General features: G+C 32.5%; 32 protein-coding genes. 6 read left to right on the top strand and 26 right to left on the bottom strand.

Annotated elements, in window-relative coordinates; genetic code table 11:
* Positions 1-2 precede the first annotated feature (2 nt).
* From rpsU to CN692_RS14990, 4 genes are all read right to left on the bottom strand, one after another.
* A complete protein-coding gene (rpsU, locus tag CN692_RS15005; RefSeq protein ID WP_003152957.1) occupies positions 3-176 on the bottom strand; it encodes a 30S ribosomal protein S21 in 174 nt (57 codons plus the stop codon).
* Positions 177-337: 161 nt separating this feature from the next.
* Positions 338-1,009: a deoxyribose-phosphate aldolase gene (deoC, locus tag CN692_RS15000; protein ID WP_098119978.1), complete on the bottom strand. Its 672-nt coding sequence runs from the start codon at positions 1,007-1,009 to the stop codon at positions 338-340.
* A 137-nt stretch (positions 1,010-1,146) separates the two neighbouring features.
* Positions 1,147-2,364: an SLC45 family MFS transporter gene (locus tag CN692_RS14995; protein ID WP_098119977.1), complete on the bottom strand. Its 1,218-nt coding sequence runs from the start codon at positions 2,362-2,364 to the stop codon at positions 1,147-1,149.
* A 200-nt stretch (positions 2,365-2,564) separates the two neighbouring features.
* Positions 2,565-3,176 (bottom strand): sterol desaturase family protein, encoded by a 612-nt coding sequence (locus tag CN692_RS14990; RefSeq protein WP_098119976.1) that lies wholly within the window; start codon positions 3,174-3,176, stop codon positions 2,565-2,567.
* A 157-nt stretch (positions 3,177-3,333) separates the two neighbouring features.
* Here CN692_RS14990 and CN692_RS14985 point away from each other — a divergent pair, with 157 nt between their 5' ends.
* Entirely contained in the window at positions 3,334-3,645 is a 312-nt protein-coding gene (locus tag CN692_RS14985; RefSeq protein ID WP_098119975.1) for a hypothetical protein, read from the top strand.
* 59 nt (positions 3,646-3,704) lie between these two features.
* Here CN692_RS14985 and CN692_RS14980 read toward each other — a convergent pair whose 3' ends face one another.
* The 12 genes from CN692_RS14980 to CN692_RS14925 form a co-directional block, all read right to left on the bottom strand.
* Complete coding sequence (locus CN692_RS14980; protein WP_179874456.1) at positions 3,705-4,163, bottom strand: RDD family protein; 459 nt, start codon at positions 4,161-4,163, stop codon at positions 3,705-3,707.
* 164 nt (positions 4,164-4,327) lie between these two features.
* Positions 4,328-5,038: a WxL domain-containing protein gene (locus CN692_RS14975; protein WP_098119973.1), complete on the bottom strand. Its 711-nt coding sequence runs from the start codon at positions 5,036-5,038 to the stop codon at positions 4,328-4,330.
* A 360-nt stretch (positions 5,039-5,398) separates the two neighbouring features.
* Positions 5,399-6,241, bottom strand: coding sequence for an SAM hydrolase/SAM-dependent halogenase family protein (locus CN692_RS14970; RefSeq protein WP_098119972.1), 843 nt, complete (start codon positions 6,239-6,241; stop codon positions 5,399-5,401).
* A gap of 269 nt (positions 6,242-6,510) precedes the next feature.
* On the bottom strand, positions 6,511-6,690 hold the full coding sequence (locus CN692_RS14965; RefSeq protein ID WP_098119971.1) for a hypothetical protein: 180 nt from the start codon (positions 6,688-6,690) through the stop codon (positions 6,511-6,513).
* Between the two features lie 4 nt (positions 6,691-6,694).
* On the bottom strand, positions 6,695-6,991 hold the full coding sequence (locus CN692_RS14960) for a ferredoxin family protein (protein WP_025568180.1): 297 nt from the start codon (positions 6,989-6,991) through the stop codon (positions 6,695-6,697).
* Positions 6,992-8,287: an FAD-dependent oxidoreductase gene (locus tag CN692_RS14955; protein WP_098119970.1), complete on the bottom strand. Its 1,296-nt coding sequence runs from the start codon at positions 8,285-8,287 to the stop codon at positions 6,992-6,994. It abuts the gene before it with no gap.
* Positions 8,271-9,311 carry an electron transfer flavoprotein subunit alpha/FixB family protein gene (locus tag CN692_RS14950; RefSeq protein WP_098119969.1) on the bottom strand — a complete coding sequence of 347 codons (1,041 nt, stop codon included), beginning with the start codon at positions 9,309-9,311 and terminating at the stop codon, positions 8,271-8,273. Before CN692_RS14950 ends, CN692_RS14955 begins: the two co-directional genes overlap by 17 nt.
* Entirely contained in the window at positions 9,312-10,139 is an 828-nt protein-coding gene (locus CN692_RS14945; protein WP_098119968.1) for an electron transfer flavoprotein subunit beta/FixA family protein, read from the bottom strand.
* Positions 10,140-10,292: 153 nt separating this feature from the next.
* Positions 10,293-11,147 carry a VOC family protein gene (locus CN692_RS14940; RefSeq protein ID WP_098119967.1) on the bottom strand — a complete coding sequence of 285 codons (855 nt, stop codon included), beginning with the start codon at positions 11,145-11,147 and terminating at the stop codon, positions 10,293-10,295.
* Entirely contained in the window at positions 11,144-11,503 is a 360-nt protein-coding gene (locus CN692_RS14935; RefSeq protein WP_098119966.1) for a DoxX family protein, read from the bottom strand. Before CN692_RS14935 ends, CN692_RS14940 begins: the two co-directional genes overlap by 4 nt.
* Positions 11,504-12,857: 1,354 nt before the next feature.
* Positions 12,858-13,307 carry an RrF2 family transcriptional regulator gene (locus tag CN692_RS14930; protein ID WP_025568186.1) on the bottom strand — a complete coding sequence of 150 codons (450 nt, stop codon included), beginning with the start codon at positions 13,305-13,307 and terminating at the stop codon, positions 12,858-12,860.
* Positions 13,308-13,533: 226 nt separating this feature from the next.
* The gene (locus CN692_RS14925; RefSeq protein ID WP_056474875.1) at positions 13,534-13,737 is read right to left on the bottom strand and encodes an alpha/beta-type small acid-soluble spore protein; all 204 of its coding nucleotides are present in this window, start codon (positions 13,735-13,737) and stop codon (positions 13,534-13,536) included.
* A gap of 299 nt (positions 13,738-14,036) precedes the next feature.
* Here CN692_RS14925 and CN692_RS14920 point away from each other — a divergent pair, with 299 nt between their 5' ends.
* The gene (locus CN692_RS14920) at positions 14,037-15,077 is read left to right on the top strand and encodes an LLM class flavin-dependent oxidoreductase (RefSeq protein ID WP_373605040.1); all 1,041 of its coding nucleotides are present in this window, start codon (positions 14,037-14,039) and stop codon (positions 15,075-15,077) included.
* A 44-nt stretch (positions 15,078-15,121) separates the two neighbouring features.
* Here CN692_RS14920 and CN692_RS14915 read toward each other — a convergent pair whose 3' ends face one another.
* The 6 genes from CN692_RS14915 to nagZ form a co-directional block, all read right to left on the bottom strand.
* Positions 15,122-15,583, bottom strand: coding sequence for an SRPBCC family protein (locus tag CN692_RS14915; RefSeq protein WP_098119964.1), 462 nt, complete (start codon positions 15,581-15,583; stop codon positions 15,122-15,124).
* A gap of 153 nt (positions 15,584-15,736) precedes the next feature.
* The gene (locus CN692_RS14910; protein ID WP_098119963.1) at positions 15,737-16,165 is read right to left on the bottom strand and encodes a DUF4395 domain-containing protein; all 429 of its coding nucleotides are present in this window, start codon (positions 16,163-16,165) and stop codon (positions 15,737-15,739) included.
* Between the two features lie 116 nt (positions 16,166-16,281).
* A complete protein-coding gene (cdaS, locus tag CN692_RS14905; RefSeq protein WP_098119962.1) occupies positions 16,282-16,908 on the bottom strand; it encodes a sporulation-specific diadenylate cyclase CdaS in 627 nt (208 codons plus the stop codon).
* Between the two features lie 108 nt (positions 16,909-17,016).
* Positions 17,017-17,403 carry a RidA family protein gene (locus CN692_RS14900; protein ID WP_098119961.1) on the bottom strand — a complete coding sequence of 129 codons (387 nt, stop codon included), beginning with the start codon at positions 17,401-17,403 and terminating at the stop codon, positions 17,017-17,019.
* 57 nt (positions 17,404-17,460) lie between these two features.
* Positions 17,461-17,703 carry a hypothetical protein gene (locus CN692_RS14895; RefSeq protein WP_098119960.1) on the bottom strand — a complete coding sequence of 81 codons (243 nt, stop codon included), beginning with the start codon at positions 17,701-17,703 and terminating at the stop codon, positions 17,461-17,463.
* Positions 17,704-17,801: 98 nt separating this feature from the next.
* On the bottom strand, positions 17,802-19,433 hold the full coding sequence (nagZ, locus tag CN692_RS14890) for a beta-N-acetylhexosaminidase (RefSeq protein ID WP_142317336.1): 1,632 nt from the start codon (positions 19,431-19,433) through the stop codon (positions 17,802-17,804).
* Positions 19,434-19,625: 192 nt separating this feature from the next.
* Between nagZ and CN692_RS14885 the strand changes: the two genes are divergently transcribed.
* Together CN692_RS14885 and CN692_RS14880 are read left to right on the top strand one after the other, a co-directional pair.
* Positions 19,626-20,540, top strand: coding sequence for an alpha/beta fold hydrolase (locus CN692_RS14885; protein WP_257144036.1), 915 nt, complete (start codon positions 19,626-19,628; stop codon positions 20,538-20,540).
* A gap of 187 nt (positions 20,541-20,727) precedes the next feature.
* Positions 20,728-21,672, top strand: a complete 945-nt coding sequence (locus CN692_RS14880) for a hypothetical protein (RefSeq protein WP_098119958.1) — start codon at positions 20,728-20,730, stop codon at positions 21,670-21,672.
* Here CN692_RS14880 and CN692_RS14875 read toward each other — a convergent pair.
* From CN692_RS14875 to CN692_RS14860, 4 genes are all read right to left on the bottom strand, one after another.
* Positions 21,653-21,886, bottom strand: coding sequence for a hypothetical protein (locus CN692_RS14875; RefSeq protein WP_098119957.1), 234 nt, complete (start codon positions 21,884-21,886; stop codon positions 21,653-21,655). The genes CN692_RS14880 and CN692_RS14875 overlap by 20 nt on opposite strands.
* A 71-nt stretch (positions 21,887-21,957) precedes the next feature.
* Positions 21,958-22,245, bottom strand: a complete 288-nt coding sequence (locus CN692_RS14870) for a hypothetical protein (protein ID WP_098119956.1) — start codon at positions 22,243-22,245, stop codon at positions 21,958-21,960.
* A 260-nt stretch (positions 22,246-22,505) separates the two neighbouring features.
* A complete protein-coding gene (locus CN692_RS14865) occupies positions 22,506-23,945 on the bottom strand; it encodes a helix-turn-helix domain-containing protein (RefSeq protein WP_098119955.1) in 1,440 nt (479 codons plus the stop codon).
* Positions 23,946-24,187: 242 nt separating this feature from the next.
* Positions 24,188-24,760 (bottom strand): DUF1643 domain-containing protein, encoded by a 573-nt coding sequence (locus tag CN692_RS14860; RefSeq protein WP_098119954.1) that lies wholly within the window; start codon positions 24,758-24,760, stop codon positions 24,188-24,190.
* Positions 24,761-24,980: 220 nt separating this feature from the next.
* On the opposite strand from CN692_RS14860, the gene CN692_RS14855 reads away from it, so the two are divergent.
* Positions 24,981-25,769 (top strand): HAD family hydrolase, encoded by a 789-nt coding sequence (locus CN692_RS14855; protein ID WP_098119953.1) that lies wholly within the window; start codon positions 24,981-24,983, stop codon positions 25,767-25,769.
* A 506-nt stretch (positions 25,770-26,275) separates the two neighbouring features.
* On the top strand, positions 26,276-26,602 hold the full coding sequence (locus CN692_RS14850) for a hypothetical protein (protein WP_098119952.1): 327 nt from the start codon (positions 26,276-26,278) through the stop codon (positions 26,600-26,602).
* Positions 26,603-26,677 lie beyond the last annotated feature (75 nt).

Here is a 26,677-nt window from a genome sequence, read left to right as displayed (position 1 = left end):
TCTTAGAATTTACGTTTTCTCGCTGCCTCTGATTTTTTCTTACGTTTTACACTTGGCTTTTCATAAAATTCGCGTTTTCTTGCTTCTTGAAGCGTACCAGTTTTAGAAACTGAACGTTTAAAACGACGAAGAGCATCTTCTAAAGATTCGTTTTTACGAACGACTGTTTTAGACATCTTACTTTTCCCTCCCTCCAAGCTACCACTTACAATCAATAAAACACTGCAAAAAAGAACACTTTTCTACATGTCTTTTACGATTATAATACATAAACTATTGATAGGTCAACAGGTAAATGTCAAGTTTGAAACTTAACACTCTTTTGCTATAAAAAGAATCAATAGCCCTCAGTTGCCACATTTCCTTGGACAATCGTTATGCCGTTACTTGTACCAATTCGAGTTGCTCCTGCTTTAACCATTTCATTTACGCTTGCAAGATCTCGGACACCACCGGATGCTTTCACTCCTATATCAGGACCAACTGTTTTTCGCATTAATGCAACGTCTTCTACAGTTGCTCCACCAGTTGAAAATCCAGTTGAAGTTTTCACGAAATCAGCCCCTGCTTTAACAGAAAGCTTTGATGCCATTTCTTTTTCTTCGTTTGTTAAAAGACTTGTTTCAATAATTACTTTTACTAAAGCTTTACCCTTTGCTGCATTTACAACTGCTGCTATATCTTGTTCTACAGTGTCATAATCTTTATCTTTTAAAGCACCGATATTGATTACCATATCAACTTCCTGTGCTCCATTTTCAATTGCATTTTTCGTTTCAAAGCCTTTTGTTTCTTTTGTATTAGCCCCTAAAGGGAATCCAATTACTGTACAAACTAAAACTTCTGTACCTTTTAACAAACTTGCACAAAGACTGACCCAAGTTGGATTCACACAAACAGAGGCAAAATCATGCTCCTTTGCTTCTTGACATAATTTTTCAATTTGAGCTTTAGTTGTTTCTGGTTTTAAAACTGTATGGTCAATCAATTTATTGATATTAGTTGTCATGTTGTGGTGCTCCTAACTAAAGTTTTTTCAACTATTCCCCTTCAAAAGAAGACACTGAAACATCAGCATTATTAAGTATTTGTCATTTCAAAATTAAATATGTGAAATTGCCTTATCAATAAAAAAAACTCAGACCATCACATTGATGCATCCGAATTTTTTTTAAATGTAATATGATTTTCTTTTACTTTTAGCATCATAAAAAATGAAATTGTTATAAATAAGCAACCATAAAGGAACATATACTTAAATCCAATTAAATCCATAATTCCTCCTAGTAATGGAGGAGAGATGATATTGGAAATTGAAGAAAATAAGTAATATAGTCCCGTATACGTTCCAATAAATCCAATTGGTGCCATTTCAGTTAAAAAAGGATATGAATTAATATTTACTAATGCCCACAAGCATCCCATTACTAAAAAAACGATTCGAATTGTAAACAAATCCTTTAAGAAGAATAAAACAATAAAACCAATCATGATGCCAAATATGCCGATTAATATGCTACGTTTCTTGCCGATTTTTGTTCCGATGAATCCAGCAGGAATTGCAAAAAGTAAAAATGCTAATGAGATAAATGCAAATGAAAACGCAGCTGCACTTACTTTAACTCCCAAATAAACTTCTCCGTATCGCGTAAAAAAAGTTTCAATTCCATTAAAGCCAGTAAACCAGCTAAGAATAGCTAATAATAAAAATAATGCACTTTTATTTTGAATAGCAGAACGAAAACCTTCTTTTAATTTTACCTTTTCTTCAGCCACTTCATAATTTAAAACATCTCTTTTTTCTCTTATAAAATAAAAGAGAATTAAAAAGCTGACTAACATAAGTGACCCTGCTAAATAAAAAGGAAATCCTTTATTTTCATCCCACAAAATTGATCCAATAAAAAAAGCAATTAACGCACCAATTCCACCCATGAAATTAATGACACTATTTGCCTTACTACGTTGTTCAAGCCTTGTTAAATCAGGCATAAGTGCAATAACCGGTGAACGAAAAACACTCATACTTAAGTTCATAAAAAGAATAAAGAAGATTAACATGAAAAGCGTTTGATGAAAAGGAATTAAAAAAGTAAACAATGCTGCAAGAGGCATACCGACTATTAAAAATGGCATTCTTCTACCAAATCTTGAGTCTAGACGATCACTATACATCCCTACGGCTGGTTGTAAAAATAGTGCAAAATAATTATCAAAAGTCATGATAAATCCAATTAATGCAGACGACTTTATATAATCACTTAAAAGTTTTGGCATAAACGCATTATAAACTGACCAAGTAAGACTAATCGCAAAAAAACCAAATCCGAGCAACATAATTTTTTTGTAATTAAGTTTATCCATAGAAAATTCTCGTTACCATTATCTCTATATTTTTATTTTTCGTTCGAATCAATGACACAATTATCCCCCCTTATTTTCAGTATAGTTATTGAAATGTTCAAATATTTGCCCTTTTTTCAAAATTAATAAAAAATTAACACTGATTAAAATGGAAAAATGCACAGTAGAAATTACTGTGCATTTTAGTTAAATATTTAATTTTACATTCTTTCCTCTAAAGCTTTCGCAGTATTACTTGTATCAACTTCTTTTTCATCTTTCAATGTACCAAAAATCCCATCAAATATTGGCGTTGATACACCATACCAATAGTTTTCATTTTTAAAGTGATGTAATATATGAAGTTTTTTTACATTTCTCCCTAATTTTGTTTTTGGCTTAATTGGTCGATGGGCAACGTAATGCTTCCACTCATACATAAGCAACATAAAAATTAATCCTGAACCAAATGCGAAAGTTTGAATTAGATCCCTTGTAATTAAAAAGTAAATAATACAAAGTGTTCCAAGATTCGGAATGCTATACCAGATTGGTAAAAAAAGTAATTTCAAATCATCTGGATAAGTGTGATGATCATAATGGATTCGCTTCATAAATTTAAGAAATAGTTTATTTTTTGGTGCCTTTAGGTGAAAAAAGAAGCGATGAGTTGCATATTCACTAAACATAAAAAAGACTAAACCTACAATAAAAATTAAAACAACAAGCCAAGAAAAGTGAAAGCCTATACTATAAATAAATCCAATTAAAAAAAGTACCCCCATCACGATGATATCGAAATGAAGAAAAAAGTCTCGATATAGTCCCTTCATATTCTATCCCCCTTTATTAACTACTTAACAATCGTTTTATCAAATTTATATTTCAATATTATTTATGAAATTCCTTTTTGGAAATACTAATTTTGAATAAAGCAATTGTCTGAGAAGATAATAAAAAAGATAATCAATATTGAAAAGGGAGATATTTATGGAAAAAAGGAGATATTACGTATCAGTTCAGGCAAAAACAATTGTTCCAAATCAAGGTGATGCTGCATATGAGTTAGAGATTGACGGAACGATTGATGATAAACACAGACTCGAAAGAATTTTTCATCAAATTGACAATTATGATGAAGCTGCAGGGATACAAACTGCATTCATCATTCCAATTACAAACTGGAGTCAAGAAAACAATGATGGATACGACTATTTTTTAAAACAAGCATATGAATTAATATACGAATTAGGTACAGAAGAAACTCGCGAACATATTCGCCAGATGAAAATTTTAAAATAAGCATGATGAATTTTATTAATATAGTAATAAAAAAGAAAGCTTAAATTAGCTTTCTTTTTTTAAACATCAATAACCTTTGTTTTAGCAATTCGATCATGTAACGTTTTTCTTTCTGAAGTAAATATAAAAAATGGATCGATAAATGCAACAATACCTACAATAAATGAAAGATATTTTATTTTTACGTATCCTAAAAATGAAAAAATTGTTCTAACAAACATCGTACCCAAATTTACTTCTTGATTGTCTTCTTTAACTACTGCAATTTTTAACCAACGTTTTCCAATTGTTTGTCCTTTCCAAACATATGTTGGGATCAAAATATAGAATATAACAACACAAATAATTGATATAATAGAACTCCCTACGCTTAATTTTTCTACCTTTTTTAGATCAGTAAATGTTGAGAATTCAGCTATCCCCGTAATTAATAAAAAAACAAACCGGAAAAGAGCACTAATAAAAATATCAACTAATATTGCTAACAATCGACTTGATCTGCTTGCTAATGGTTCCAAAATATTCCACTCCTATAATTTCAGATGTAATAAATTATACTGAATGTTTTTCAATTTTTATAGATTGAATTCTCATTAAATACAATAAAAAAAGCCTGAAAAAATAACTTTTTTAAAGTATTTTATCAGGTCAATAATACGATTAGGCTTTTTTATGTAGACAATTATACTCCAGGGGCATCAAGAAGAGTCCAAGTAACAACAGCTTCATGATTTCCAACTGTAGCGGAGCCACCTGGAATTGTTAATGTAACATTATTGTTTTCTGCGCCATCATTTACATCTGGATTTGGACCTAACCATCTTGTAACCCAAGTTCCAAGACCAGTACCGGCTGCAGCAGTGACTACTGTCGCTGCAGATGATCCATCTGTATTAAGAGTGATTGTTTGAGCAGGAGTTGGAGCAGCTCCATCTCCTGGTGACACAGCTGTCCCATTCTTAAACGTAAGAACTGCACCAGGTAATGTGTCACTTGAACCACTTTTAAATTTACTAGCTTTTGCTGTTACTTTCCAACCGTCACCAGTTCCTCTCCTATCCGAAACTTGGATAAATGGCTTTTTAGATTTAGATGAATAAGTCATTTCACTACCAGAAATCTCTTTTGATCCAAATTGAACTGAAGAAACATAGTCTAAAGTTAATGAACCTGTCTCACCAGTTGGTGGATCGGTTGGATCAGTTGGGCCAATTGGCTCAAGCGGATTTGTTGGATCAGTTGGATCTACTGGTGTAACCGGACCAGAACCCGTAGTAAAACTAACGCCAACCTTTGATTCTGCTTGAGAGGTAACAGCTGCAAAAGTTGTTTTTGTTGCCCCTATAAAAGATGCACTTACTAATCCAACCGCTACAATTTTTGATACTTTCATTTAATCAAAACCCCTTAAAATAAATTCTTCAAATGATGTTTTTAAATAAATGTTCTAAATCTCGCTTGAAGTTAGTGCCAATTATAGTAAAGAAAAAATCAAATGTCTGTGAATTAATTGTGAAAACATTCACTAAAATTTTACCTTTAATTTTACAAATATCCGTAAAATTAGAAAATTAACATAGTATAAAATGATTTTTTTGTGAAAAAAATCTCAAACATCTTATTCCAAATGAATAATATTTTAATTATCAAACCAAATTTCACACAAAAAAAAGAAGTCCACTTATATATAAGTAAACTCCTGAGATAAACTTTTATTTAAAAAATTACTAAAATCTTTATTTCTTTCCTGTTCTCAACCATTACTTTTAATTTTTATCTCCCATTCAATACCTGTATCAATTCCGTATTCATCTGTAAAAGACCCTTGATTTACCGCAACTGCCATTTGATCAAGGCTGTTTGCATATAGAATTGGTTCACCAATTGCCACGTCTGCAAATGATTTTCCATATTTAACTTCTTGTTTGTATACTTTTCTTCCTTGATGAGTAATGAATACTTCAACTGAGTCTCCGTGTGTAATGCCTAGTTTTAAAAAGTCTGTTCGACCTATATTTGTCCAAATGCTACCATATCGAACATCAAGTATGTCGATTGTCCCTGTTATCGAATTATTTTCGCTATGGCATTCTTTAATTGGTAATTGTATGTATGAATTTGGATCCACTTCTGGTCCTATATTTTCGAAATCAATTTTCCCAGTAGCTAATCTTGCACCTGTAAAGGCAAAAATATCTCTACCATGGAAAGTATAAGATTCACTTGAATTTGGTAGTCTATTAATTTCTTCATCAATGACTCTTAATTGGCTAATACCATATACTTTGCCAATGTGAGTTAATGTTCCATTGTCAGGTGTGATAATAAAGTGATTCGTGTTTGTTCGAGCAACTATACTTCTGCGATCTGAGCCTACACCTGGATCTACTACTGAAACGAAAACCGTTCCAATCGGCCAGTAATTCATTGCTTGCACAAGTCGGTAAGAAGCTTCCCAAATATTGTATTGAGGTATATCATGGGTTAGGTCGTAAATTTTAATATCATCATCTACGCTACAAGAAACACCATACATAGCACTAACTGCTCCATCTAATAATCCAAAATCTGACTGAAACACTAATGCATTCCCCATCTAAACACTCCTATTATTTGAATATTTAAAATTAAATATAAATTCAATCTATTCTTTAGTCAATCATATTATTCTAAATTTTATTTAATTTATCATGATCTACTTGTAGACTTTTTTAACTTCCATTTGTTTTATTGCTGATTTGGTATAAATACGAGTTGTCTCATATTATTTCAAAATAAAAAAAGATATAGTTTTTAGATACTATATCTTTTAATAGTCTCACATATTTTATACGTTCTTTTATATTTACACGATTAAAATATTAATTATTTTGGAGTGAAAATTTGAATTAATTCAGCACAACTTATTTTCCTTAGAAGGTCGAACGTTGCCCAGCTGCAAACTCGATCCTCCCAAGCTACTAAGCATTTATTGTCTTTAGTTTCCATAACCGTTCCCACAGCACCATCTAAGCTAAACATAACATAGTTGCCTATCGAGAACATCTTATCACCCCAATCTAAAGATAATTCCGTGCCCACCTTTCGGATATTCCCATTTTATGTTCTGATGAGGACAGCCTATTCTACAGCTTCCACATTCATGACAACCTTCGTATCCAACATGCATTCGAATGTTTTCCCATTTGTATACTTCCGCTGGACAGAAGATCGTACAGATTTTATCAGGACATTTTGTCATACAAATATCAGAGTCTAATACAGTTAAGTGTGATTTAGTATCAGCATTAAAACGAACGAGATATTGTTTTTCTTCGATAGTACTTTCTTTTTTTGTCTCACTCATTTATTTCATCACCTTCCATGCTTTATATACGTCTTTCGCTAGCTTAAACTTAGCTTTTGCTCCTCCTAAATTACTCATAATATTCTTTTGTTTTTCCCATTTAGACTTACCATCTACTGTAAACATTTGGCTAGCAGATTTATTTAATAGTGGAATATATTGCTCGAAATATTGAGGGAATTTTTCAAAATGGTGAGTTGCATCCTTATATTTCTTCAAATCCTGCCCAACAAAACTAGCTAGTAATTTATCAGCATATGATTTTAAAACTACATCAGAATAATTATCAAGTGCTTTAGCTTCGATAATCGTCTCTGCTGCTAATCTTCCAGAAGTCATTGCCATATTTGAACCTTCACGATGAATTGCGTTAACTAACTGCGCTGCATCACCAATTACCAATACTCCATTACCTACTAATTTAGGAATCGATTTATAACCACCTTCAGGAATTAAATGTGCTAAATATTCTTGAGGCTCACTTCCTTGAATATATGGTCTAATCATCGGGTGATTCTTTACATATTCAAGTAAGTCATATGGTTTTATTTTCTGCTCAATCATACCTGATAATAATGTACCGACCCCAATGCTTAGCGAGTCTTTATTTGTATATAAAAATCCTGTTCCGACGATCCCTTTTGTCGCATCTCCAAAAAGCTCAATTGCGACCCCTTGATTTCCTTCTAGTCCAAAGCGATCTTGAATAATTTTACTGTCTAGTTTTAAAATTTCCATCGTTGCTAATGCGACTTCATCTGGTCTCCATTCTTTATGGAAACCTAATGATTTTCCTAAAAGTGAATTTACTCCATCAGCAAGAACAACAACATCTGCATATAAATCGCCATCTGGACGATCTGTTCTTACCCCAATTACTACATCATTTTCGACGATACACTCTAGTACAACCGTTTCATTGATTAACAAAGCACCTTGTTCTACTGCTTTTTGAGCGAACCATTGATCAAACTTTGAGCGAAGAACAGTAAAATTATTGAAAGGTTCTTCAGCAAATTCAAGCCCTTTATACCCAAAGGTTGTAGCTGATTGTTTATCAAGCATCATTACACGTTGTTCAACAATAACACGTTCAATTGGAGCATCCTTCCAAAACTCAGGTATAATGTCCTCCATCATTTTTCGATATAAGACGCCACCCATAACGTTTTTTGAACCGGGATATTCCCCTCTTTCAATAAGGACAACACTAACACCTTTTTTGGCGAGCTCGTATGCACATGATATACCTGCTGGGCCTGCTCCAACGACAATTACATCAAATTTTTCCGGCATGATCGTGATTTTCCTCCTTTAAAGATAAACTTTCTTGGAATTGGTTAATTAGCATTGGTACAATTTCAAATGCGTCCCCCACGATGCCGTAATGACAAGATTGAAAGATTGCCGCATTCGGATCCTTATTTATCGCAATAATAAGGCCAGAATTTTGCATCCCAACAATATGTTGAATTGCGCCAGATATCCCTATAGCAAAATAAATTTTAGGTGTAACGGTCACACCCGTCTGACCGACTTGATGATGATGTTCAACCCAGCCAGCTTCTACAACATCACGACTAGCTCCAACAGCTGCGCCAATTGATTCAGCAAATAGATTGATTAGCTGAAAACCTTCCTTACTACCCAGCCCTTTACCGCCTGCCACGATAATATCCGCTTCATCAATTCGAACCTTTTTAGTTGTTGCACGTACAATTTCTAATACTTTTGTACGAATATCTTCTTCTTTTAAATCAATTTCCTCTTCAATTACAACCCCTTCAGCACCAGGTGTAGGGGTGAGCGCTTTCATAACCTTTGGACGAACTGTAGCCATCTGAGGTCTATATTTCTTACAAAGAATCGTTGCCATAATATTCCCACCAAAAGCTGGTCGACTAGCTAACAATAATCCAGTATCTTCTTCAACATCTAAAACAGTCGTATCCGCCGTTAAACCAGTAGGTAAGTCAGTAGCTACTGCGCTTGCCAAGTCTTTTCCTTTTGAAGTCGCACCGTATAGTAAAATTTCGGGCTTATATTTGTTGGAGCATTCAAGTACTGCTTTCATAAAAGATTCCGTACGATAATCTTTAAAAATTGGATCATCATATACGTAAACGATGTCAGCACCATATTCAAATAATGTAGGGGCTAACGATTTCACGTTATCACCAATTAATAATCCTGCTAGTTCACATCCACGCTTTTCAGCTAATTCTTTACCAGCACCGAGAAGTTCTAGCGATACCGGTGCAATGACTTTTTCGTTTTCTTCAATAAATACCCAAATACCTTTGTACTCTGAGAAATCCATTTATACCTCTCCTTTCACTTCAAATAATGCTTTCTTCTCATTTAAAATTTTCATGAGTTCATTTACTTTCTCTAGTGATGTTCCTTCAAAAATCGTTCCACCTTTAGCCTTTGGCGGAGCCCAAACTTTTGATACAATAGTCGGTGAACCTTTTAACCCTAATTGTTTAATATCAATATTCTCTAAATCCTTAACAGCCCAAATCGTTGGATTATATCTTGCAGCTTTAATTAAATTTGGAAGCGGTGAATATGGAACTTCATTTATTTCCTTTTCAACCGCGAATAAACAAGGTAATGTCGTCTTTATCACTTCATGTCCATCTTCAATTTTCCGATGAACAATTGCATATCCATCATCTTTATTTATTTCTTGAACCTTCTTAACAGAAGTTAACGGAGGAATATCTAAACGACGTGCAATACCTGGTCCAACTTGTCCAGTATCACCGTCAATAGTCATCTTTCCACATACAATTAAATCAACCGCTTGAATTTGTCCTATTTTCTCAATTGCTTTTGTCAACGCATAGCTTGTCGCTAAAGTATCAGCTCCTGCAAATGCACGATCTGAAATCATATACCCTTCATCTGCACCAATTTCGATACATTTCCGAATTGCCTTTACTGCTGGCGGAGGCCCCATCGTAATGACTGACACCTTTCCTCCATATTTATTTTTAATTCGAACAGCTTCCTCAACTGCATGAGCATCATACGGATTTAAAATCGCAGGCGCACTTGAACGATCCATCGTATTCGTTTTCGGATTCATCTTAATGATTTTCGTATCTGGAACTTGTTTAATACAAACCACAATATGTAACACTTTTTCACTCCCCTTTTTAGTCCCCTCACCCAAAGTTAGTAAATGTACATGTTGTTCAAATATATTATTTTCAATGAAAAAATATGATAGAAATAAACGAAAAAAAGAGACATACTCAAACAGATAAACTGTTGAAAATGTCTCTTTCTTTCCTTAACCAACTAATAATTTAATTGTTATGCCTGAAGGATCCTTCGTAAATGTAGTACCATCTTCTACAAATACTGTCGCCCCCATATCTTTTAAACGATTTACAACTTTTAATTTTTCTTCTTCGCTTGGATATAACAAAGTAAAGTTCTTTAATCCTGCACTACTCTCACTTGCTGCAGAACCCCCTGCACTATGCCATGTATTTAATCCGATATGATGATGATAACGACCTGTAGAAATAAATAATGCCTGTGCACCGTACTTCGTCACAACATCAAATCCAAGCCCATCACAATAAAACTTCTCCGTACTAGCCAAATCAGAAACTTGTAAATGGATATGTCCCATAATCGTTCCTTTAGGTAATCCAGTAAAAGATTCATTCTCAGCTAGAGCTAATAATCCCTCTACATCTAATCGTTTACTATCCATCACAACATACTCATTATGCCATTGCCAATTCTCAGATGGACGGTCTACATAAATCTCAATACCATTCATATCTGGATCCGCTAAATAAATCGCTTCACTAACTAAATGATCAGAACCACCTTGAAGCGGATTTCTAGTTTCTATTAAATGCTTAAGCACAATACCTAAATCTTTTCTAGTTGGTACTAATAACGCTAAATGATACAACCCAGTATTTCGTTCATTTCTAGGCGTAACATTGTCTGGTTGAACTAAATTAATTAAAACATTTACCTCATCAGCTGTTAAACTAGCTGTTGTTGTTGAATGCTCCAATACTTTTAAACCAATAACCTCTTGATAAAACGCTAACGAACGCTCTAAACTTGCAACTTTCAATTCAACCGTTGGAGCATAAACTTGTGGCTTTTCATGAAAATTCATTTTAATTTACCTCCTCTTGAAAATAGAACAATTAATGTTAACACTAACAGAATAAATGGAGCCATTGCAACACTCATGCCTTGACCTGCATGTAAATGAGTAAATACAGCACCGACCATAATAATGACTAATCCAATTGAAGCAAGCTTACCTATAAATGTCTTCCAATAACCAACTAATAAACCAATCGCACCTAACACCTCAAACGAACCAATCGTATACATCATACCCTTTGAATAACCATAAACCTCTTTAAAATCATGTAACATCTGAGCATTACCACTTAGTTTCACAAACCCAGACATTAAGAATGCAATAATTAAAACTCCTTGGATAATTCTAGTGAACCATTTCATGTAAATTCTCTCCCTTTATTTAATATTTTTGTTTTACTGAACTTAACTTGAGTGCAGTTAAGTATAAAATTGACTACTGAACTTATTATGAGAACAGTATAGATTATAGTTGTTTACTGAACTTGATTTAGGTGCAGTATGGATTAAAGCTGATTAGTTTATTGATTTGAGAATAGTTCAGATTACACCTGATTACTTAATTAATTAGTGTAGAGTTCAGATTTAACTAAATTACTTAATTTAGGAACGGTACAGATAAAACTTAACTACTTAACCCAGGAACAGTACAGATTAAATCTGAACGCTTTATTTAAGAATGGTACAGATAAAAAAAGTGTAATAAAATCAAGCGGTTACTTTTTGTAAGTAATTAACTTAATGTTAGTATATTCTATAACTGTTCTCATATCAAGTGCATTTTTTATTTTTCATTGGATTAGTATAAATTATTGTTGAAATGGGCTAATTTTAGAGGATTTAGGTGATAATTTGCAATTCTAAAGTAGAGCTTAGTCATTATGAAGAAATTTTAGTGATCTTTTAAGTAGTTTTATATGATGATTCTTTTTTATTTGCAGTTTCAGTATTTTTAATTGCAGATTTAGAATTTTTATTTGCACTTACCTAATTTTATTTGCAGATTTGGCTTTTTTATTTGCAGTTTCCTGACTTTTATTTGCAGATTTAGAATTTTTATTTGCACCTACCTAATTTTATTTGCAGATTTGGCTTTTTTATTTGCAGTTTCTTAATTTTTATTTGCAGATTTGGCTTTTTTATTTGCACCTCAAACTTTATTTGCAGTTTTAATAGCCTTATTTGCAGAGTAATGATCTTTATTTGCAGTTCTTCCGACTCACAAAAATGAGTACCAACGAATCATTCAAAAATGAAGAAGTTTTCAACTAAAACGAACGCATTAAACTTAATTTGTTCATGATTCAACTCAAAAACGTTCCAACTAATAGAAAAATAAGATCCTTTCTAGCAATATCTAAGTCTTTTTAAGCTTTATTTGCGATTCTGCAATTTTTATTTGCGATTCTACGAATTTAATTGCGATTTTCATTTTTTATTTGCGATTGCGTCATTTTAATTGCGATTTCTGTTTTTTATTTGCGATTATGCTATTTTAATTGCGATTCTCAAATTTTATTTGCGATGGCACCTTTTATTTGCGATATCCTGTGTGTTAATTGCGATTATCCCGTTTTATTTGCGATGCACCTTTTATTTGCGATTTTCCCGTTTTATTTGCGATCACACTATTTTGATTTCGCTCCCCCCATATAATTTGCGATCACACACCCCCACAAAAAAATAAAAATATCGTACATCCAAATGTACGATATTTTCAAAGTGATTCGATTGTTTTATGACTGGCACGTCTTACAAAATCCGCCAAAGTATAGTTACATAAAAAGCCAAGTAAGTGTTCTTCTGCTTCAATTGCAAAGTCTGAAAATACATTGTTCATTACACGTCCGCTAGTACAGTCAGAAGTGGATTCGATTAGTGCGGTTGATAGAGGTTCTGTCATTTGTAGGGCAATATAGACTTGTTTTAAGGTAATTTCCTCAGGTGACTTGGCTAATAAGTAGCCACCGTCTCGTCCTTCTCTTGCTTCTACTATTTTTTCTTTTACGAGAGGAGCCATGATTCTTCTCATAAAAGAAACACCTGATCTAATATGTTTTGCGATTGCTTTACTTGGTGTAACCCCTTCTGTTGTTGCTAGTAAAACTAATGCCTGAATAGCAAATCCGAACCACTTAGGTGTAACGGAATTTTTACAACTTGACATATTAATCACCATCCAGTGACATTATTATCTCCCGTTTTTGTATCCCTTGCAAGTATATAGTAGTTTCATTCTTATATAAATACTAGGAAATAACAGTTTTGTTGGATGGAAGAAGTAATTTAACTCGGCGATTGGCAAGCCTTTTCATCTAAATTCTTCACTGTTGCTACTATAAAAATGTGCAAAAAAAAGGATAGAAAGTTTTCTTTCCATCCTTACTTTTTATTTAACGAGCATATCCGCCTAGGCTTTGTTCTGCCATTTGAACTAGACGCTTTGTAATTTCGCCACCAACTGAACCGTTAGCGCGTGAAGTTGTGTCTGGTCCTAAGTGCACTCCAAATTCAGAAGCTATTTCGAACTTCATTTGCTCAATTGCTGAATTTGCATTTGGTGAAGCATATTGATTTGAAGATCTTCTGTTTGCCATGTTGTTGACTCCTTTGTCTTTTGGATGCTCTGATGTTGTTTATCAGATTAAAGATAGTATGATTCTTAAAAATTATTCTATACATTTATTTACAAATTTTTTTCTTTTTACCAAAAGTACTTCTTGTTTCCAAATGTAGGTTTTATTGTATAAATATTTTCAAGTTCAAAAACTTGTATTATGTCCTTAGATTTTCTATAATCTTAGCATACTGTATATAATTTAAACACAGTTTTTCTAGAATAAAAAAGTCTCGATATTTCCATATATTAAATAATGTTTTATAGGAGGAAAATTTTATGATGAATAATCGTTTCCAAGATAAAGTTGCTAAGAAATTAAATGAAATACCTTTATCTGTGTTAGACTTAGCTCCTGTTGTTGAAGGAAGCACTCCTGCTGATGCTTTTAAAAATAGCCTTGATTTAGCACAGCATGCTGAAAAATGGGGATATCACCGTTACTGGTTTGCTGAACATCATAATATGCCAGCAGTTGCAAGTTCTGCAACTTCAGTTGTGATTGGACATATCGCAAGTGGGACATCAACTATTCGAGTTGGTTCTGGTGGTATCATGTTACCAAATCATGCTCCATTAGTCATAGCTGAACAGTTTGGTACATTAGAATCATTACATCCAGGTCGTATTGATCTTGGATTAGGGCGTGCCCCTGGAAGCGATATGTCAACGACACGAGCGCTACGTAGAGATTTACGTACTCATGAGGACTTCCCTGCTCAATTAGAAGAATTACAAAATTACTTCAATCCCCCTGGTGGATTAGGAAGTTTAACAGTTCAAGCTGTACCAGGTGAAGGATTAAATATACCAATTTGGCTATTAGGATCAAGCGGTTTTAGTGCTCAACTAGCTGCTGAATTAGGCTTACCATTTGCTTTTGCAGCGCATTTTGCACCAGACTACACAGTTCAAGCTATGCAAATGTATCATAATAACTTTAAACCATCTGAATTTTTAGATGAACCTTATGCAATGATCGGATTAAATGTTGTTGTTGCTGATACAGATAAAGAAGCAAAAAGACTTTTCACAACACAACAACAATCATTTTTAAATTTAGTTCGCGGTGGTAAACCAGCATTATTAAAACCACCAGTTGACGATATGGAAGAAATTTGGAGTCCGTATGAAAAACAAACATTAGAAAATCAAATGAGACTGTCTGCGATTGGGACGGTTGATACTGTAACCGAAAAGCTACAAGCAATTTTAAACATTACAAAAGCTGATGAAATCATGGTAAACGCTACTGTTTTCGATCATAATGCGCGTTTAAATTCTTATGAGCTGTTAAGTAAAGTTTCAAATCAATCATAAAAAAGGAGAGCTCACTGCTCTCCTTTTTGTTCGTTATGAGATAACTATTCCTGTCCTTTTAATGACTCTTGTTCCACTCGTTGTAAAAACTCATGAACAGCTTTTAAATTATTTCCCTTTGGATTAGCAAGTTTTAACATTGCTCGTCCCATAAAATTAACCCCGGCATTCGTACCTTCATAAGTAAATTTCGTGTGTGTGTCGTCGATTTTTTCTAGAATAAACGTCAAATTCGATTCAAATGTATTCGCTAAAACGAACTGAATTTTCTTTTTCTTATATGTTTCTGTATCCTCATATGCTAAAGTTTCAACGATATAACTTTCTACACGTTTACCTTCACGATAACTCTGATGATGCTTTGCCCCTACTTCATTCTCGTTCTTATCGATTAAATTATGCTCATCAACTTTTGGCATTATTTTCTTAATATTTTTATCTAAAAATAAACTCCACACTTTCTCGATATTTGTATCAATCATAATGTCTTCTTTCCATTGAATCATTTCTTATCTCCCTCCTGATGCAGTAAATTCATCTATTTTATTTTTCTTCAATTCTATTTTAATTTTTTTCGTTTAATATTCAATAACTAGTATACCGAATTTTGTTAACAATTCACAAAAAAAGCCCTCCCATTCAATGAGAAGACTCAGATTTTACCTCAAACTCTTTCGGTATTTATATTGGTTCCATTGAAAATGAATATAGCATCCGACGCAAAATCCGTTGATTGCGATAAACGATGCCAATGCGACCATTATTGAAAACACATAAAACAAAATGTTCCAGCCAAGTAACGCCCCGATCAATGCAAGTGACAAACATGAGACTGCAATTGTTTGATTAAAATTTTGTTGCACTTTATCCTCTTGTGGGTAGCTTGATGGTTTCTTTTTTAGAAATTGTTTTGCAAACTTTATGATTGGGTGAAAATCAAAAAGTAAACCACTAACGCCGCTAATTAAAGGAATAAGTAATAGCCAGTACTGACCCGTGATCCAAGTCAAAATAACAGAAATAAAGATCGTCCATTGATTTGTACGAACTAAAGGTAATGGGATTGTATTTAATTTTGCATTAGACATACCAAAAACCAACCTTTCGTATCGGATTAATTAAGTATAATCATAATATGATTCGAAAGACAATACAATCCATAAAATTTGAAAAAAATAAAAAACGATCTATTTGATCGTTTTTTTTAATTAATCGGAGCACCATATTGAACAGGATATAAACTTCCTTTAAAAGCAAAGGAAATATTGCCTGTTTCTTCTGATACAACTAAAGCAAGTGCATCACTTTGCTCGGATATTCCAATTGCAGCCCGATGCCTTGTTCCAAGTTTTTTATTATCATATGTTGTTTTTGAAAGTGGGAGCACATTACCCGCAGAAATAATCATATTATTGTCAATGAGTACAGCTCCGTCATGTAATGGGCTACCTGGATAAAAAATTGATTCTAATAAGGCCGGGGATAAGTTTGCACCGACGTGAATCCCTGAACTCATTAATTCTTCAAGTGAGTCATCTCTTTTTACAACAATCAATCCACCATGCTTACGTTTGGATAGGTTTTGTACGGAGATTGTCAGTTCTTCAAAGACATCCGTATAAGGTGAAAGATAGGAATTTAAATAAAATGAGGCAGCATCCATTTGTAAATTATTAAAAACGCGATGGATATTCTCAAATTCAGTTAAAATGCCGCATCCTTTATTTTCAATTTTGCCAATCATACCTTCTATTCTTGTATTAAGTTGAGTTAATGTTTGAGTTATATTTTTCCTTATAATAGGATTTAATTGAGACTCGAATTCTTCCATTTCAATTATTCATCTCGCTTTCAAACCGATTACCTCCACTTAAGTTTCCCAAAGCACACTATGTTATACCAGTCATTACCATGAGTAATTTATGTACAATCAAATTGATTATCTTGCTGCCCAAGCTTCAACTTCAATTTTGATGTTTGGATTTACTAAAGATGATACATAGGCATATGTTGTTGCAGGCGGGTTACCTGCGTGAAACTGACCCCAACAGTCTAAAAAGAATTGGCGATCGATATTCTCTGTTAGCCAAAAATTAATTTTAAAGATGTTGTTTAAATCGATTTTTTCACTTTCAAGTATCCTTTTAATATTTTCAAGTGCATTCTCGAATTGGCTTTCGATATCCTTTGGTAAGTTTCCATTTTTGTCGTTTCCCACTTGTCCTGATAATACTACAAGTTCTGCATTTCTTGGGACGATTGTTATATGACTATATTGTCCAAGTGGTGCAGCAACTGCTTCAGGGTTTACTTTTTTGATTTCCACATTTTCTCCTCCTTTTCTGTCAAAAAGCCTCAAATGTCTAATACATTTGAGGTTAGTTCATCTTAACAGATCAATTACTCTTGCTAAACCTGTTGGTGTTATTGACACTTTATATAATGAAGCTATTTCCTTTTGATCTATGTCACTTTTGATCCATATTAAACCGCTAATAAAGCCATTCATCTCTAGTTCAATTAATGCAGATTCGACGTCATCAATTGGTACTCCAACATCATTATGGAGTCCTTTATCAAAGTCCGGCTCTTTTTCTTGAAGCTCATTAAAAATAGCTAAAAGCATTAGCCCTGCATCTGAAATCTTAGTAGACAGAAAAAACACCACCTTTTTAGGTTATTAATTCGCCAGAAGGTGGTAATTTCCTTTTTTTGCTAATTTTTCTATTTAGTTAATAATTTATTTGTTTTTTCAGCTAGCTGTCGAGTATCCGTCAGTTTTACTGGATTATTATTTAGTTTATATTTTTGTTTGAGTAAAATAATTCTTTTTACGCTCTCATTTATTCGTTCCTCTGAGATTGTTTTATTATTTACAGCTGTTTCAATTGCTTTAAATACAGCTTTTGTTTTGTTTGGATCATGAGCAACCATAACAATATCACTTCCAGCTAAAATTGAAGTAACCGCTGCTTTTTCCAAATTATAATGATTACCAATTGCCGACATTGTCATATCATCTGTCATAACTACCCCATTATATTTTAAATCATTTCTTAATATAGAAGAAATGACCACCTTTGACATAGAAGCAGGGTAATTAGAATCAATTTTAGGTAATAAAATATGAGCGATCATAACAGCATCTGCATGTTGACTAATAGCATCTTTAAACGGGATTAATTCTAGCGATTTTAAATCAGTATACGATTTGTTTACAACAGGTAACTCTAAATGTGAATCAACAGAAGTATCACCGTGACCTGGGAAATGCTTTACGACTGGAATGATATTTTCTGATTGAATACCTTTCATTGTTTGGATGCCTAATTTACTAACAGTTTCCGGATTATTACTAAATGACCTGTCGCCAATAACTGGATTATTAGGATTACTATTTACATCTAAAACTGGTGCGAAGTCCATATTTAAGCCAAAAGCCTGTAACTGCTCTCCAAGAATTTGGCCAATTTCAAATGAGAATTTCCCATCATTTTTCTTTCCAATTTGTTCATTTGTCGGTATCTTTCCAATATTTCCAGGTAAACGAGATACCCTTCCACCTTCTTGGTCGACTCCAAATAATATTGGTAAGTGATTATTTTTATTCGAAGCCTTAATCGAATTAACTAGATTCACTGTTTGAGAAATATTATTTAAATTTTCATTGTAAAAAATAAATCCTCCAATATGATATTGTTCAACTAGTTCTTTTAAACTATTAGAGTAATTTGGTCCATTAAATCCGGCTATAATCATTTGACCTATTTTTTCTTGTAGTGACATCTCATTAATCATTTGATCAATGTTTGAGCCCGTGCTTGGTTGTATTTGTTCAATGAGTAAGACTGAAGTATGATCAACTGCCGGATTCTCATTTTCCTTTGTTGGCTTCGGTAAAATAAATTTCAATTCATAGTTGTTAGGCAAGTTGTAAATTATAATAATTTGATCAACTTCTTGATCCTTATAATATTTAACCTCACTTGGCTTATTTAATTGATTAATAATATCGTTATAGTGAACTTGTTTTAAATTAGGATCGTATGATCTTACTTCAAAAATTCGATTTTCGTTGTCATATCCGACTGAGAATTCTTGTGATTGATAGGTTAAATAGGTGCCGTTAGCAACCTCAGCTTTCTCAGCAGGCTCACCAAATTGATTTTTTATATCCATTAATAAAGTCTTCCCGACTGTTATTTTATTTTGATTTGGTATTTCCCCTTGTTTAGCACTTGTCAAAATTCCATTTAATACTTCTTCAGTTGAAAGATGATTATTATGACTAGTTTCCACTTCATTTTGATGATGTGAATTTTGAGCCGGTGTTTCTTTAAATACTTTATCTTTCACTGCAAAATAAATGCTAGTACAAACGACTAACACAACAACAATTAAAAAAACAGCTTTTTTAATAATAATCTCCTCCTAAACTATTATTTAATCCTAGAAAACCTTTACATTCATTTTCAGTAACTAGAATGGGCACCTTCTAACAAACAGGTGCATACGATGAGAAAGATTAACGAGGAGGGACTAATTAGCATGACCAGTAAAAAATCCCATGAATTGAATCATCCTATTAACTATAAACATCGAAATATGAATCCTAACTTAAATAATCCTTATTATTATCACCAAAATTGGCATAACGAATATCAGCCATATCCTATACAGCAAGAGTATCATTTAAATGATAAAACCGACTTTTTTTACCGTCAACATGCTCAACTTATTTTTGTACTAGTTCACGGTTCATGGGTTGATCCATTCTTCTGGCACGGGATTACACGTGAATTACAAAAAATGGGGCATATTGTTCATACACCACAATTACCTGGGCATGGAACAGATAAAGATAAAAATGTAAATCATGAAATTCTCACGAAGCAAGTTGTACATTATATAACTTCAAATAAACTTAATAATATTATTTTAGTAGGTCATAACCTTGGCGGAACAGTCATACAAAAAGTTGCTGAACAGCTGCACGACAGAATTAAACGACTAGTATTCTGGAATGCTTTTGTTTTAAATGATGGTGAAAGCTTAGTTGATCAATATCCAGCACAAGCACAAAAATTCCTTTTAGGTTTAGCACAACAGTCTACTGACAATACGATAAAACTACCATTCCAATATTTCAGAGATGTATTTGTTAATTTAGCTGATTTACAAACGGCACAGCAAATTTATAGCGCGACCACCCCAGAACCAGCTACTCCGCTTTTTGAAAAACTAGATTTAAAAACCTTTTACCAATTATCTATCCCTAGAAGCTTTATTAATTTACAAGAAGATACAGCTGTTCCTGCGGGCGAAAACTCTGGCTGGTACCCCTACATGGCTAGTAAATTAGGAGTTTATCGGTTTATTCAAGGAAGTGGCGATCATATGTCTACAGCAAAATTGTATTCAAGACGAATTGCCCAGCTTATTATAAGTGCCTCCCGAGACTAAAAAAGACTTTACTAGCTTATGATTGTAGCACTAAATTTATTTACCTTTAAGTGAAGTGACTTATCAAACTTCATTTAAAGGTAATTTAAAGTATTCTTAATTCTATTAATATATATTTAATATTTTTGTAACTTGTATTATACTAATATTACGAAATGTATAACAATTTTATTATCAGGAGATTATTATGAAAAAATTAAAAAAAATCGCAACCCTAGCAACTGCAACAACTTTATCAGCTGGTATTTTATTTAGTATTCTTCCTACAGAAACTCATGCAGCAACTAACCCTAAAGTTGTTCAAGCCCAAAACAACTTAAAAAAACAAGTAAGTTCTTATATTAAAACACTTACAAGTTATAAAAATGCAATAGCTTCAGATGATCAGGATATACATGATTATTACATGGAATTACGAACTGATCTAACTTTATTTACAAAATATAACTATACTAACAAAGATGGTTTAGTTAAAAAAATTGCTGGCTATAAAACACGAATTGAAAAAGCACGTAAAGATAATGCAGCAATTGATATGAAAAAAGTAACAGCACAATTTAATACTTATGTTAAAAAAGTAGATTCAAAAAGCGCTAAAACATACTTTACAACACAAAAAAATAAATTAATGGCAATTCGAAATTACCAAAATCATACATATGATAGCATTGAGGAATATGTATACGAAATCGAGGATCAAATTTATACAGAAAATGAAGTTTATATTCGTCAAAAGTTACCTGTTGAATATAAAAACTTTGAAGTAGAATCAGATCTTGCAATGCAGAATTTATATGGATTATCAAGCAAAGAACATGATGTTTTAAACTATGCTTATGAAGTTCTTAATATGGATTACTCAACACACCATCAAATCGAAACTGATATCGATAAGATGTTTACTAAATTATTTAATGAGAATTTTGCAGCGATTGATGATTTAGAAGAGGATGAAGACTCAAGCTTATATTCTGCAATTGATAATAGAGATGTTACAAAAGCTAAAAATGCTCTTGTTTCAGGTACTGCAGTTTATAAAAAATTCAATGATGCATATAATCAAGCAGAAGCTCAGCTTGAAGCATATAAAGCAAACCTAACTGTTAAATTCGCTAGTAAAGTAAAAAAATAAGGCTATTTGTCCGTAAATAAAAACAGTCCTTTTGAAAATCATCTTTTCCAAAGGACTGTTTTTTATGTTTCACTTGATTTAGTTTTTCTTGTTTCGTTTTCGTTCTACGCGTATTTAAATCTAACATCGAAAATGGACTTCTACTTAATTCAGGGTTACGGTTCCCTTCCCTAGTTAACTTTTCTCTCAATTTTTTTGCTCTTGATTTACTCATGCTTTCTCACCTCATTCATTTTATCTTTCTATTATATACTTGTTATCAAAATTTTCCACTAACTCTCTACCTTATTTTTTTGAAATCGGAATAAAGTGATTAAATAAACCTACTACTTTTATTTGCTTGTCAAAAGCCTTAACCTCATAAATCGAAAAAAAGACATAATCTTTATTAGTTGTCACTGAACTAATTAATTTTTCACCTAATAAATCAATTCCAAAATCAAGATACTTATTTTTTGATTCCGATTTAAGTTCATCTTTTGCCCAACTAACAAACTCACCCTTCGTAGGATTCGTCTGAGCTGATATGATCAGACAAATGGCCAAAGCTCCGATAATAATTAATTTCTTCATAAGTCACCTTTTCTTTATTTTCTCTTATCTATCATAAAGGATATTAACAAATTGTCCAAAAGATATCTCTTTTCATGCTGTTGAAAAAGAAATTGTTAATTAATCAAAAATTTAACCCAGGGAAAAGAAGCTGTATGTGTTGATTTCCACTACAGGATTCTCGCTTTCCTGTACTTATACACAAAATTGAAACCTACGTAGGTTATTTCTTAATGTGCAAAAAAAAGGGGACTAGTGCGCCCCCTTAGAAAAAGTAAAACCTATTTAATAACACCATTCTTTAAAATGTTTGAATCTAAAAATGGAATAATTGTAATAATTTCATTTATACCATTTTTGGATATGGCATCTAATGCAAGTTCATTAAGAAGGTCACTTTCAATAAATGGACAAATCGATGTTAAAGATTTAATACCATTTAATTCATAGCTTTTTCTTGCACATTCATTAATGACTTCATCACTTATAAATGGGGCCATTGATGTTAATCCATTAATACCATTTGTATCAAACTCTTTCTTTGCACATTCATCAATCATTTCATCGCTAATAAATGCTGCCATTGATGTTAATTCTTTTACACCATTTCTCTCAAACTCTTTTCTAGCGCACTCATCGATTATTTCATCACTTATAAACGGGGCCATTGATGTTAATCCTTTTATGCCGTTAATTTCGAACTCTTTCTTTGCGCATTCATCGATTATTTCATCGCTTAAAAATGGAGCCATTGATGTTAATCCCTTTATACCATTTATTTCAAACTCTTTCTTTGCACATTCATCAATTGTTACATCACTAATAAATGGTGCCATTGCTGTTAACTCTTTTATTCCATTTATCTCAAACTCTTTTTTTGCGCATTCATCGATCATTTCATCGCTTATAAATGGTGCCATTGACGTTAATCCTTTTATACCATTTAACTCAAATTCTTTCTTCGCGCATTCATCGACTATTTCTTCACTGATAAATGGTGCCAATGTCGTTAATCCTTTAATTCCATTTAACTCAAATTCTTTCTTCGCGCATTCATTGATTACTTCCTCGCTTATAAAGGGTGCCAACATTGTTAATTCTTTAATACCAGTGGTTTCAAATTCTTTCATTGCAAATTCGTCAATTAATTCTTTACTAATAAATGGAGCAATTTGTAGTAATTCTCCTATTCCTTTTGACTCAAACGCTTTCTTTGCAAATCCATCAGTCACTTCTTTACTAATATAAGATGCCATTCGAGATAATTCTTTAATTCCGTTTGAATCGAACTCTTTCTTAGCACATTCATCGATAATTTCTTCACTAATAAACGGGGCAATTTCTGAAGTATCCTTCAAAGTAAGCTCATTCTCAACATTTTTAAACACTAAGTCTGCTTGTTCAATATTAAGTATTGGTGCTACATTTAAAAATTCTTCTTTTTCAACTTCAATCACAATCGATGTATCATCATGATCCTTTTCGATTAAATTATTAATTAATTTAATCCCTTTTTCGTTTCCTAAAATTTCATCAATACTTACATTAAAAATCTCTGCAAGCTCGGGTAGCTTTGAAATATCAGGCATTGTTTCCCCACGTTCCCAGTTACTAATTGCTTGAAAGCTAACACCTAATTGATCAGCTAACTTCATTTGTGTAATCTTGTTTGCTTTTCTTAATTGTGCGATTCGTCTACCTACTTTTTTCATATCAAACATTTACATCACCTCTTGTCATAAGATAATTTAATTGTATCTAGCTACATGACTTTTTAAAATCAAGCATTACTTGAATTGCTTAAAAATGGACTCAAGTATTAATTGAATTCATAAAAAATAGCTTATTTTAATCGATTTATTTTTTTAAGTAGTAATTTAATTATAACAATTTTTTAAAAATTTTCGCCCGAAATTAAACAAAAAAAACAACCCAAAAATGAGTTGTTTATTAGAATTTACTATTAAAGATGTTCTTTTGATGCCCAATCATAAAGAGCTTCAAAATTTAGTTTTTCTAACCAATGTCGTTCAGCTAAAATGAAAGGGTGAATCAATATTTCCTTACGATTTGAGTCGTCACAAAAATTATATAATTTATCTTTATAAGGTTCTAAAAGCTCTAGAACTTCTTTTATTCGCCATTTAAACCGCTTACTTGAACCCCAGCCAACAATAATAATATCAGCATTATTGATCGCTAGCTTTATTGCCTCATCATTATGCGGGCCAACCTCGCATTCTTTTCCTTTAAGCTTTATTGAATCAGGTTCCATTAATGCAAAAAGATTTACTAGTTCTAGTGATCCGAAGCTACTTTTCTTATAATCTATAAAAAAGTTAAGGCATCTCGACAATATATAATCACTCTTTAGATGATTAGCTCTACAAGGATTAAGTAATACAAGTGTAGCTTTCTTTTTTGACTCATCCCAAGTTCTCGTAAGCGAATATCGCATTAATTTATTTTGTTTATCAAAGACGGCCTTCGTATTAATCTGCATTGAATGACAGTTTACAAAATCCTCAAATGACATATACTCACTCTTTTCATCATTAATTAAAACAAAATCAATAAGGTATTATATTCCGATGAGACGTCCAGTGTACTATATTATTAATTTAAAATAGATAATCATTACAATGATCCTATAAAAAAAAATTTAAAATTTTAGTAGACTTTCTATTTACTAATTTACATTTTCCTAGTACGATTATGGATAATTTAGACAATTCATATTAAGAAGGAGCTATCTTATGATTAAAGGAATAATTTTTGATTTAGATGATACATTACTGTGGGATCAAAAAAGTGTAGAAGTAGCATTTGCCAACACATGTAAACTAGCTACAGAAAAATACGGAATTAACCCGCTTGATTTTGAAAAAGCTGTACGTGACTCAGCTAGAAATCTTTATGAATCATACGATACATACGAATTCACTAAATTAATTGGCATTAACCCTTTTGAAGGTCTTTGGGGAAATTTCCTAGAGGAACATGATCAATTCCCAAAAATGAGAGCGAACTCTTCATCATATCGAAAAAATGCATGGACGCTTGCATTAAAATCCTTTGGCATTGAAGACCAAGAATTTGGACAATTACTCGCTGATACTTTCCCTGAAGAACGCAAAGGAAATCCATTTGTTTACGATGAAACATTTGCTGTGCTCAATCAATTAAATGAAAAGTATAAACTTCTATTACTCACAAACGGCTCACCTGATTTACAGCACACTAAACTTTCAATCACTCCTGAAATTAAAGAATATTTTGATCAAATCCTAATTTCCGGCGACTTCGGAAAAGGAAAACCCGACCCAAGCATATTCGAACATGCTCTCTCATTGATGGAACTTTCTAAAGATGAAGTAATAATGGTCGGTGATAATCTGATGACTGATATTCTAGGATCTAACCGAATTGGTATGAAGAACGTATGGATTAACAGACATAAAAAAGAACGGAATGAAGTGGTTCCTTCATATGAAATTACTCATTTAGAAGAACTATATCCGATAGTTGAATCTTTGAATAAGTAAATTTTTTTAAAATCTAGCAATTCATTTACTTGGGTTGCTTGATTTTTTTGTTTTTTGGTGGGGATTGTATGAGCTACTTTCATTAATGAGATAAGTCTATCCAGAAATATTTTTAGTCTTTATCTATGCTTTTTTAATATTAATATTACGATTTTGACTAGTTATACCCCCTTTTTGAATCATCTTTCTACAAAAAAATCCCCTTAATTTCTCTATGTAGATAGCTTGTACCATATAATATTTCAACTAATTAAATTGACCGTTTCAATGTTTAGGTCCGACCCCTATTTAACTTCACGATTTAAGTCTGTCTAGATGGAAAATGGGGGTATCTTAGTGACATTTTTCAGTTAGACTTGAATTTATAATCTTCATTTATAGATTTTTAGTATATTTCTTCACTTTTTTAATTGGTTTAGGAAGAAACCTGAGCAAATTTATTCATGTTCATCTACTTTTGAGCAAATATCAAGGTTAGATACCCTTACCGGTATAGGTATTATTCTTTGGAATTAGTGTTACTAGATCATTTAATTGCAGTTTTACTAAATTTATTTGCAGTTTTGTTAATTTTAATTGCAGTTTCACTGATTTTATTTGCAGTTTCTCTATTTTTATTTGCACTTCGACCTTTATTTGCACTTCCTGATTTCTTATTTGCACTTTTCACAGGTTTATTTGCACTTCCCGCTTTCTTATTTGCTTCTTCAACAGGTTTATTTGTACTCCGACCTTCACTTCACTTTCTGATTTCTTATTTGCAACGTTCTCAAGGTTTATTTGCACTTCCCGCTATCTTATTCGCACTATTCACAGGTTTATTTGCACTCTGACCTTTATTTGCACTTCCCGCTTCCTTATTTGTACTACGCCTTAACCTACAAATATAAAAAAAAGGCTGCCCCTAA

The organism is Bacillus sp. AFS002410, assembly GCF_002556365.1.
In the GTDB taxonomy this organism is placed as follows: Bacteria; Bacillota; Bacilli; order Bacillales; family Bacillaceae_G; genus Gottfriedia.
Note: the sequence above shows the minus strand (reverse complement) of the source record. Positions and strands in the feature narration are given on the sequence as shown.

What these genes read in the sequence shown, in the direction of transcription:
- rpsU (WP_003152957.1), bottom strand. Translation starts at nt 176, where the DNA reads ATGTCTAAAACAGTCGTTCGTAAAAACGAATCTTTAGAAGATGCTCTT.
- CN692_RS14965 (WP_098119971.1), bottom strand. Translation starts at nt 6,690, where the DNA reads ATGTTCTCGATAGGCAACTATGTTATGTTTAGCTTAGATGGTGCTGTG.
- CN692_RS14955 (WP_098119970.1), bottom strand. Translation starts at nt 8,287, where the DNA reads ATGCCGGAAAAATTTGATGTAATTGTCGTTGGAGCAGGCCCAGCAGGT.
- deoC (WP_098119978.1), bottom strand. Translation starts at nt 1,009, where the DNA reads ATGACAACTAATATCAATAAATTGATTGACCATACAGTTTTAAAACCA.
- CN692_RS14855 (WP_098119953.1), top strand. Translation starts at nt 24,981, where the DNA reads ATGATTAAAGGAATAATTTTTGATTTAGATGATACATTACTGTGGGAT.
- CN692_RS14865 (WP_098119955.1), bottom strand. Translation starts at nt 23,945, where the DNA reads ATGTTTGATATGAAAAAAGTAGGTAGACGAATCGCACAATTAAGAAAA.
- CN692_RS14950 (WP_098119969.1), bottom strand. Translation starts at nt 9,311, where the DNA reads ATGGATTTCTCAGAGTACAAAGGTATTTGGGTATTTATTGAAGAAAAC.
- CN692_RS14925 (WP_056474875.1), bottom strand. Translation starts at nt 13,737, where the DNA reads ATGGCAAACAGAAGATCTTCAAATCAATATGCTTCACCAAATGCAAAT.
- CN692_RS14940 (WP_098119967.1), bottom strand. Translation starts at nt 11,147, where the DNA reads ATGAATTTTCATGAAAAGCCACAAGTTTATGCTCCAACGGTTGAATTG.
- CN692_RS14970 (WP_098119972.1), bottom strand. Translation starts at nt 6,241, where the DNA reads ATGGGGAATGCATTAGTGTTTCAGTCAGATTTTGGATTATTAGATGGA.
- CN692_RS14975 (WP_098119973.1), bottom strand. Translation starts at nt 5,038, where the DNA reads ATGAAAGTATCAAAAATTGTAGCGGTTGGATTAGTAAGTGCATCTTTT.
- CN692_RS14895 (WP_098119960.1), bottom strand. Translation starts at nt 17,703, where the DNA reads ATGCTTTTAGCTATTTTTAATGAGCTTCAAGAAAAAGAGCCGGACTTT.
- CN692_RS14985 (WP_098119975.1), top strand. Translation starts at nt 3,334, where the DNA reads ATGGAAAAAAGGAGATATTACGTATCAGTTCAGGCAAAAACAATTGTT.
- CN692_RS14915 (WP_098119964.1), bottom strand. Translation starts at nt 15,583, where the DNA reads ATGATTCAATGGAAAGAAGACATTATGATTGATACAAATATCGAGAAA.
- CN692_RS14875 (WP_098119957.1), bottom strand. Translation starts at nt 21,886, where the DNA reads ATGAGTAAATCAAGAGCAAAAAAATTGAGAGAAAAGTTAACTAGGGAA.
- CN692_RS14910 (WP_098119963.1), bottom strand. Translation starts at nt 16,165, where the DNA reads ATGTCTAATGCAAAATTAAATACAATCCCATTACCTTTAGTTCGTACA.
- cdaS (WP_098119962.1), bottom strand. Translation starts at nt 16,908, where the DNA reads ATGGAAGAATTCGAGTCTCAATTAAATCCTATTATAAGGAAAAATATA.
- CN692_RS14995 (WP_098119977.1), bottom strand. Translation starts at nt 2,364, where the DNA reads ATGGATAAACTTAATTACAAAAAAATTATGTTGCTCGGATTTGGTTTT.
- CN692_RS14960 (WP_025568180.1), bottom strand. Translation starts at nt 6,991, where the DNA reads ATGAGTGAGACAAAAAAAGAAAGTACTATCGAAGAAAAACAATATCTC.
- CN692_RS14930 (WP_025568186.1), bottom strand. Translation starts at nt 13,307, where the DNA reads ATGTCAAGTTGTAAAAATTCCGTTACACCTAAGTGGTTCGGATTTGCT.
- CN692_RS14870 (WP_098119956.1), bottom strand. Translation starts at nt 22,245, where the DNA reads ATGAAGAAATTAATTATTATCGGAGCTTTGGCCATTTGTCTGATCATA.
- CN692_RS14920 (WP_373605040.1), top strand. Translation starts at nt 14,037, where the DNA reads ATGATGAATAATCGTTTCCAAGATAAAGTTGCTAAGAAATTAAATGAA.
- CN692_RS14885 (WP_257144036.1), top strand. Translation starts at nt 19,626, where the DNA reads ATGACCAGTAAAAAATCCCATGAATTGAATCATCCTATTAACTATAAA.
- CN692_RS14935 (WP_098119966.1), bottom strand. Translation starts at nt 11,503, where the DNA reads ATGAAATGGTTCACTAGAATTATCCAAGGAGTTTTAATTATTGCATTC.
- CN692_RS14860 (WP_098119954.1), bottom strand. Translation starts at nt 24,760, where the DNA reads ATGTCATTTGAGGATTTTGTAAACTGTCATTCAATGCAGATTAATACG.
- CN692_RS14880 (WP_098119958.1), top strand. Translation starts at nt 20,728, where the DNA reads ATGAAAAAATTAAAAAAAATCGCAACCCTAGCAACTGCAACAACTTTA.
- CN692_RS14990 (WP_098119976.1), bottom strand. Translation starts at nt 3,176, where the DNA reads ATGAAGGGACTATATCGAGACTTTTTTCTTCATTTCGATATCATCGTG.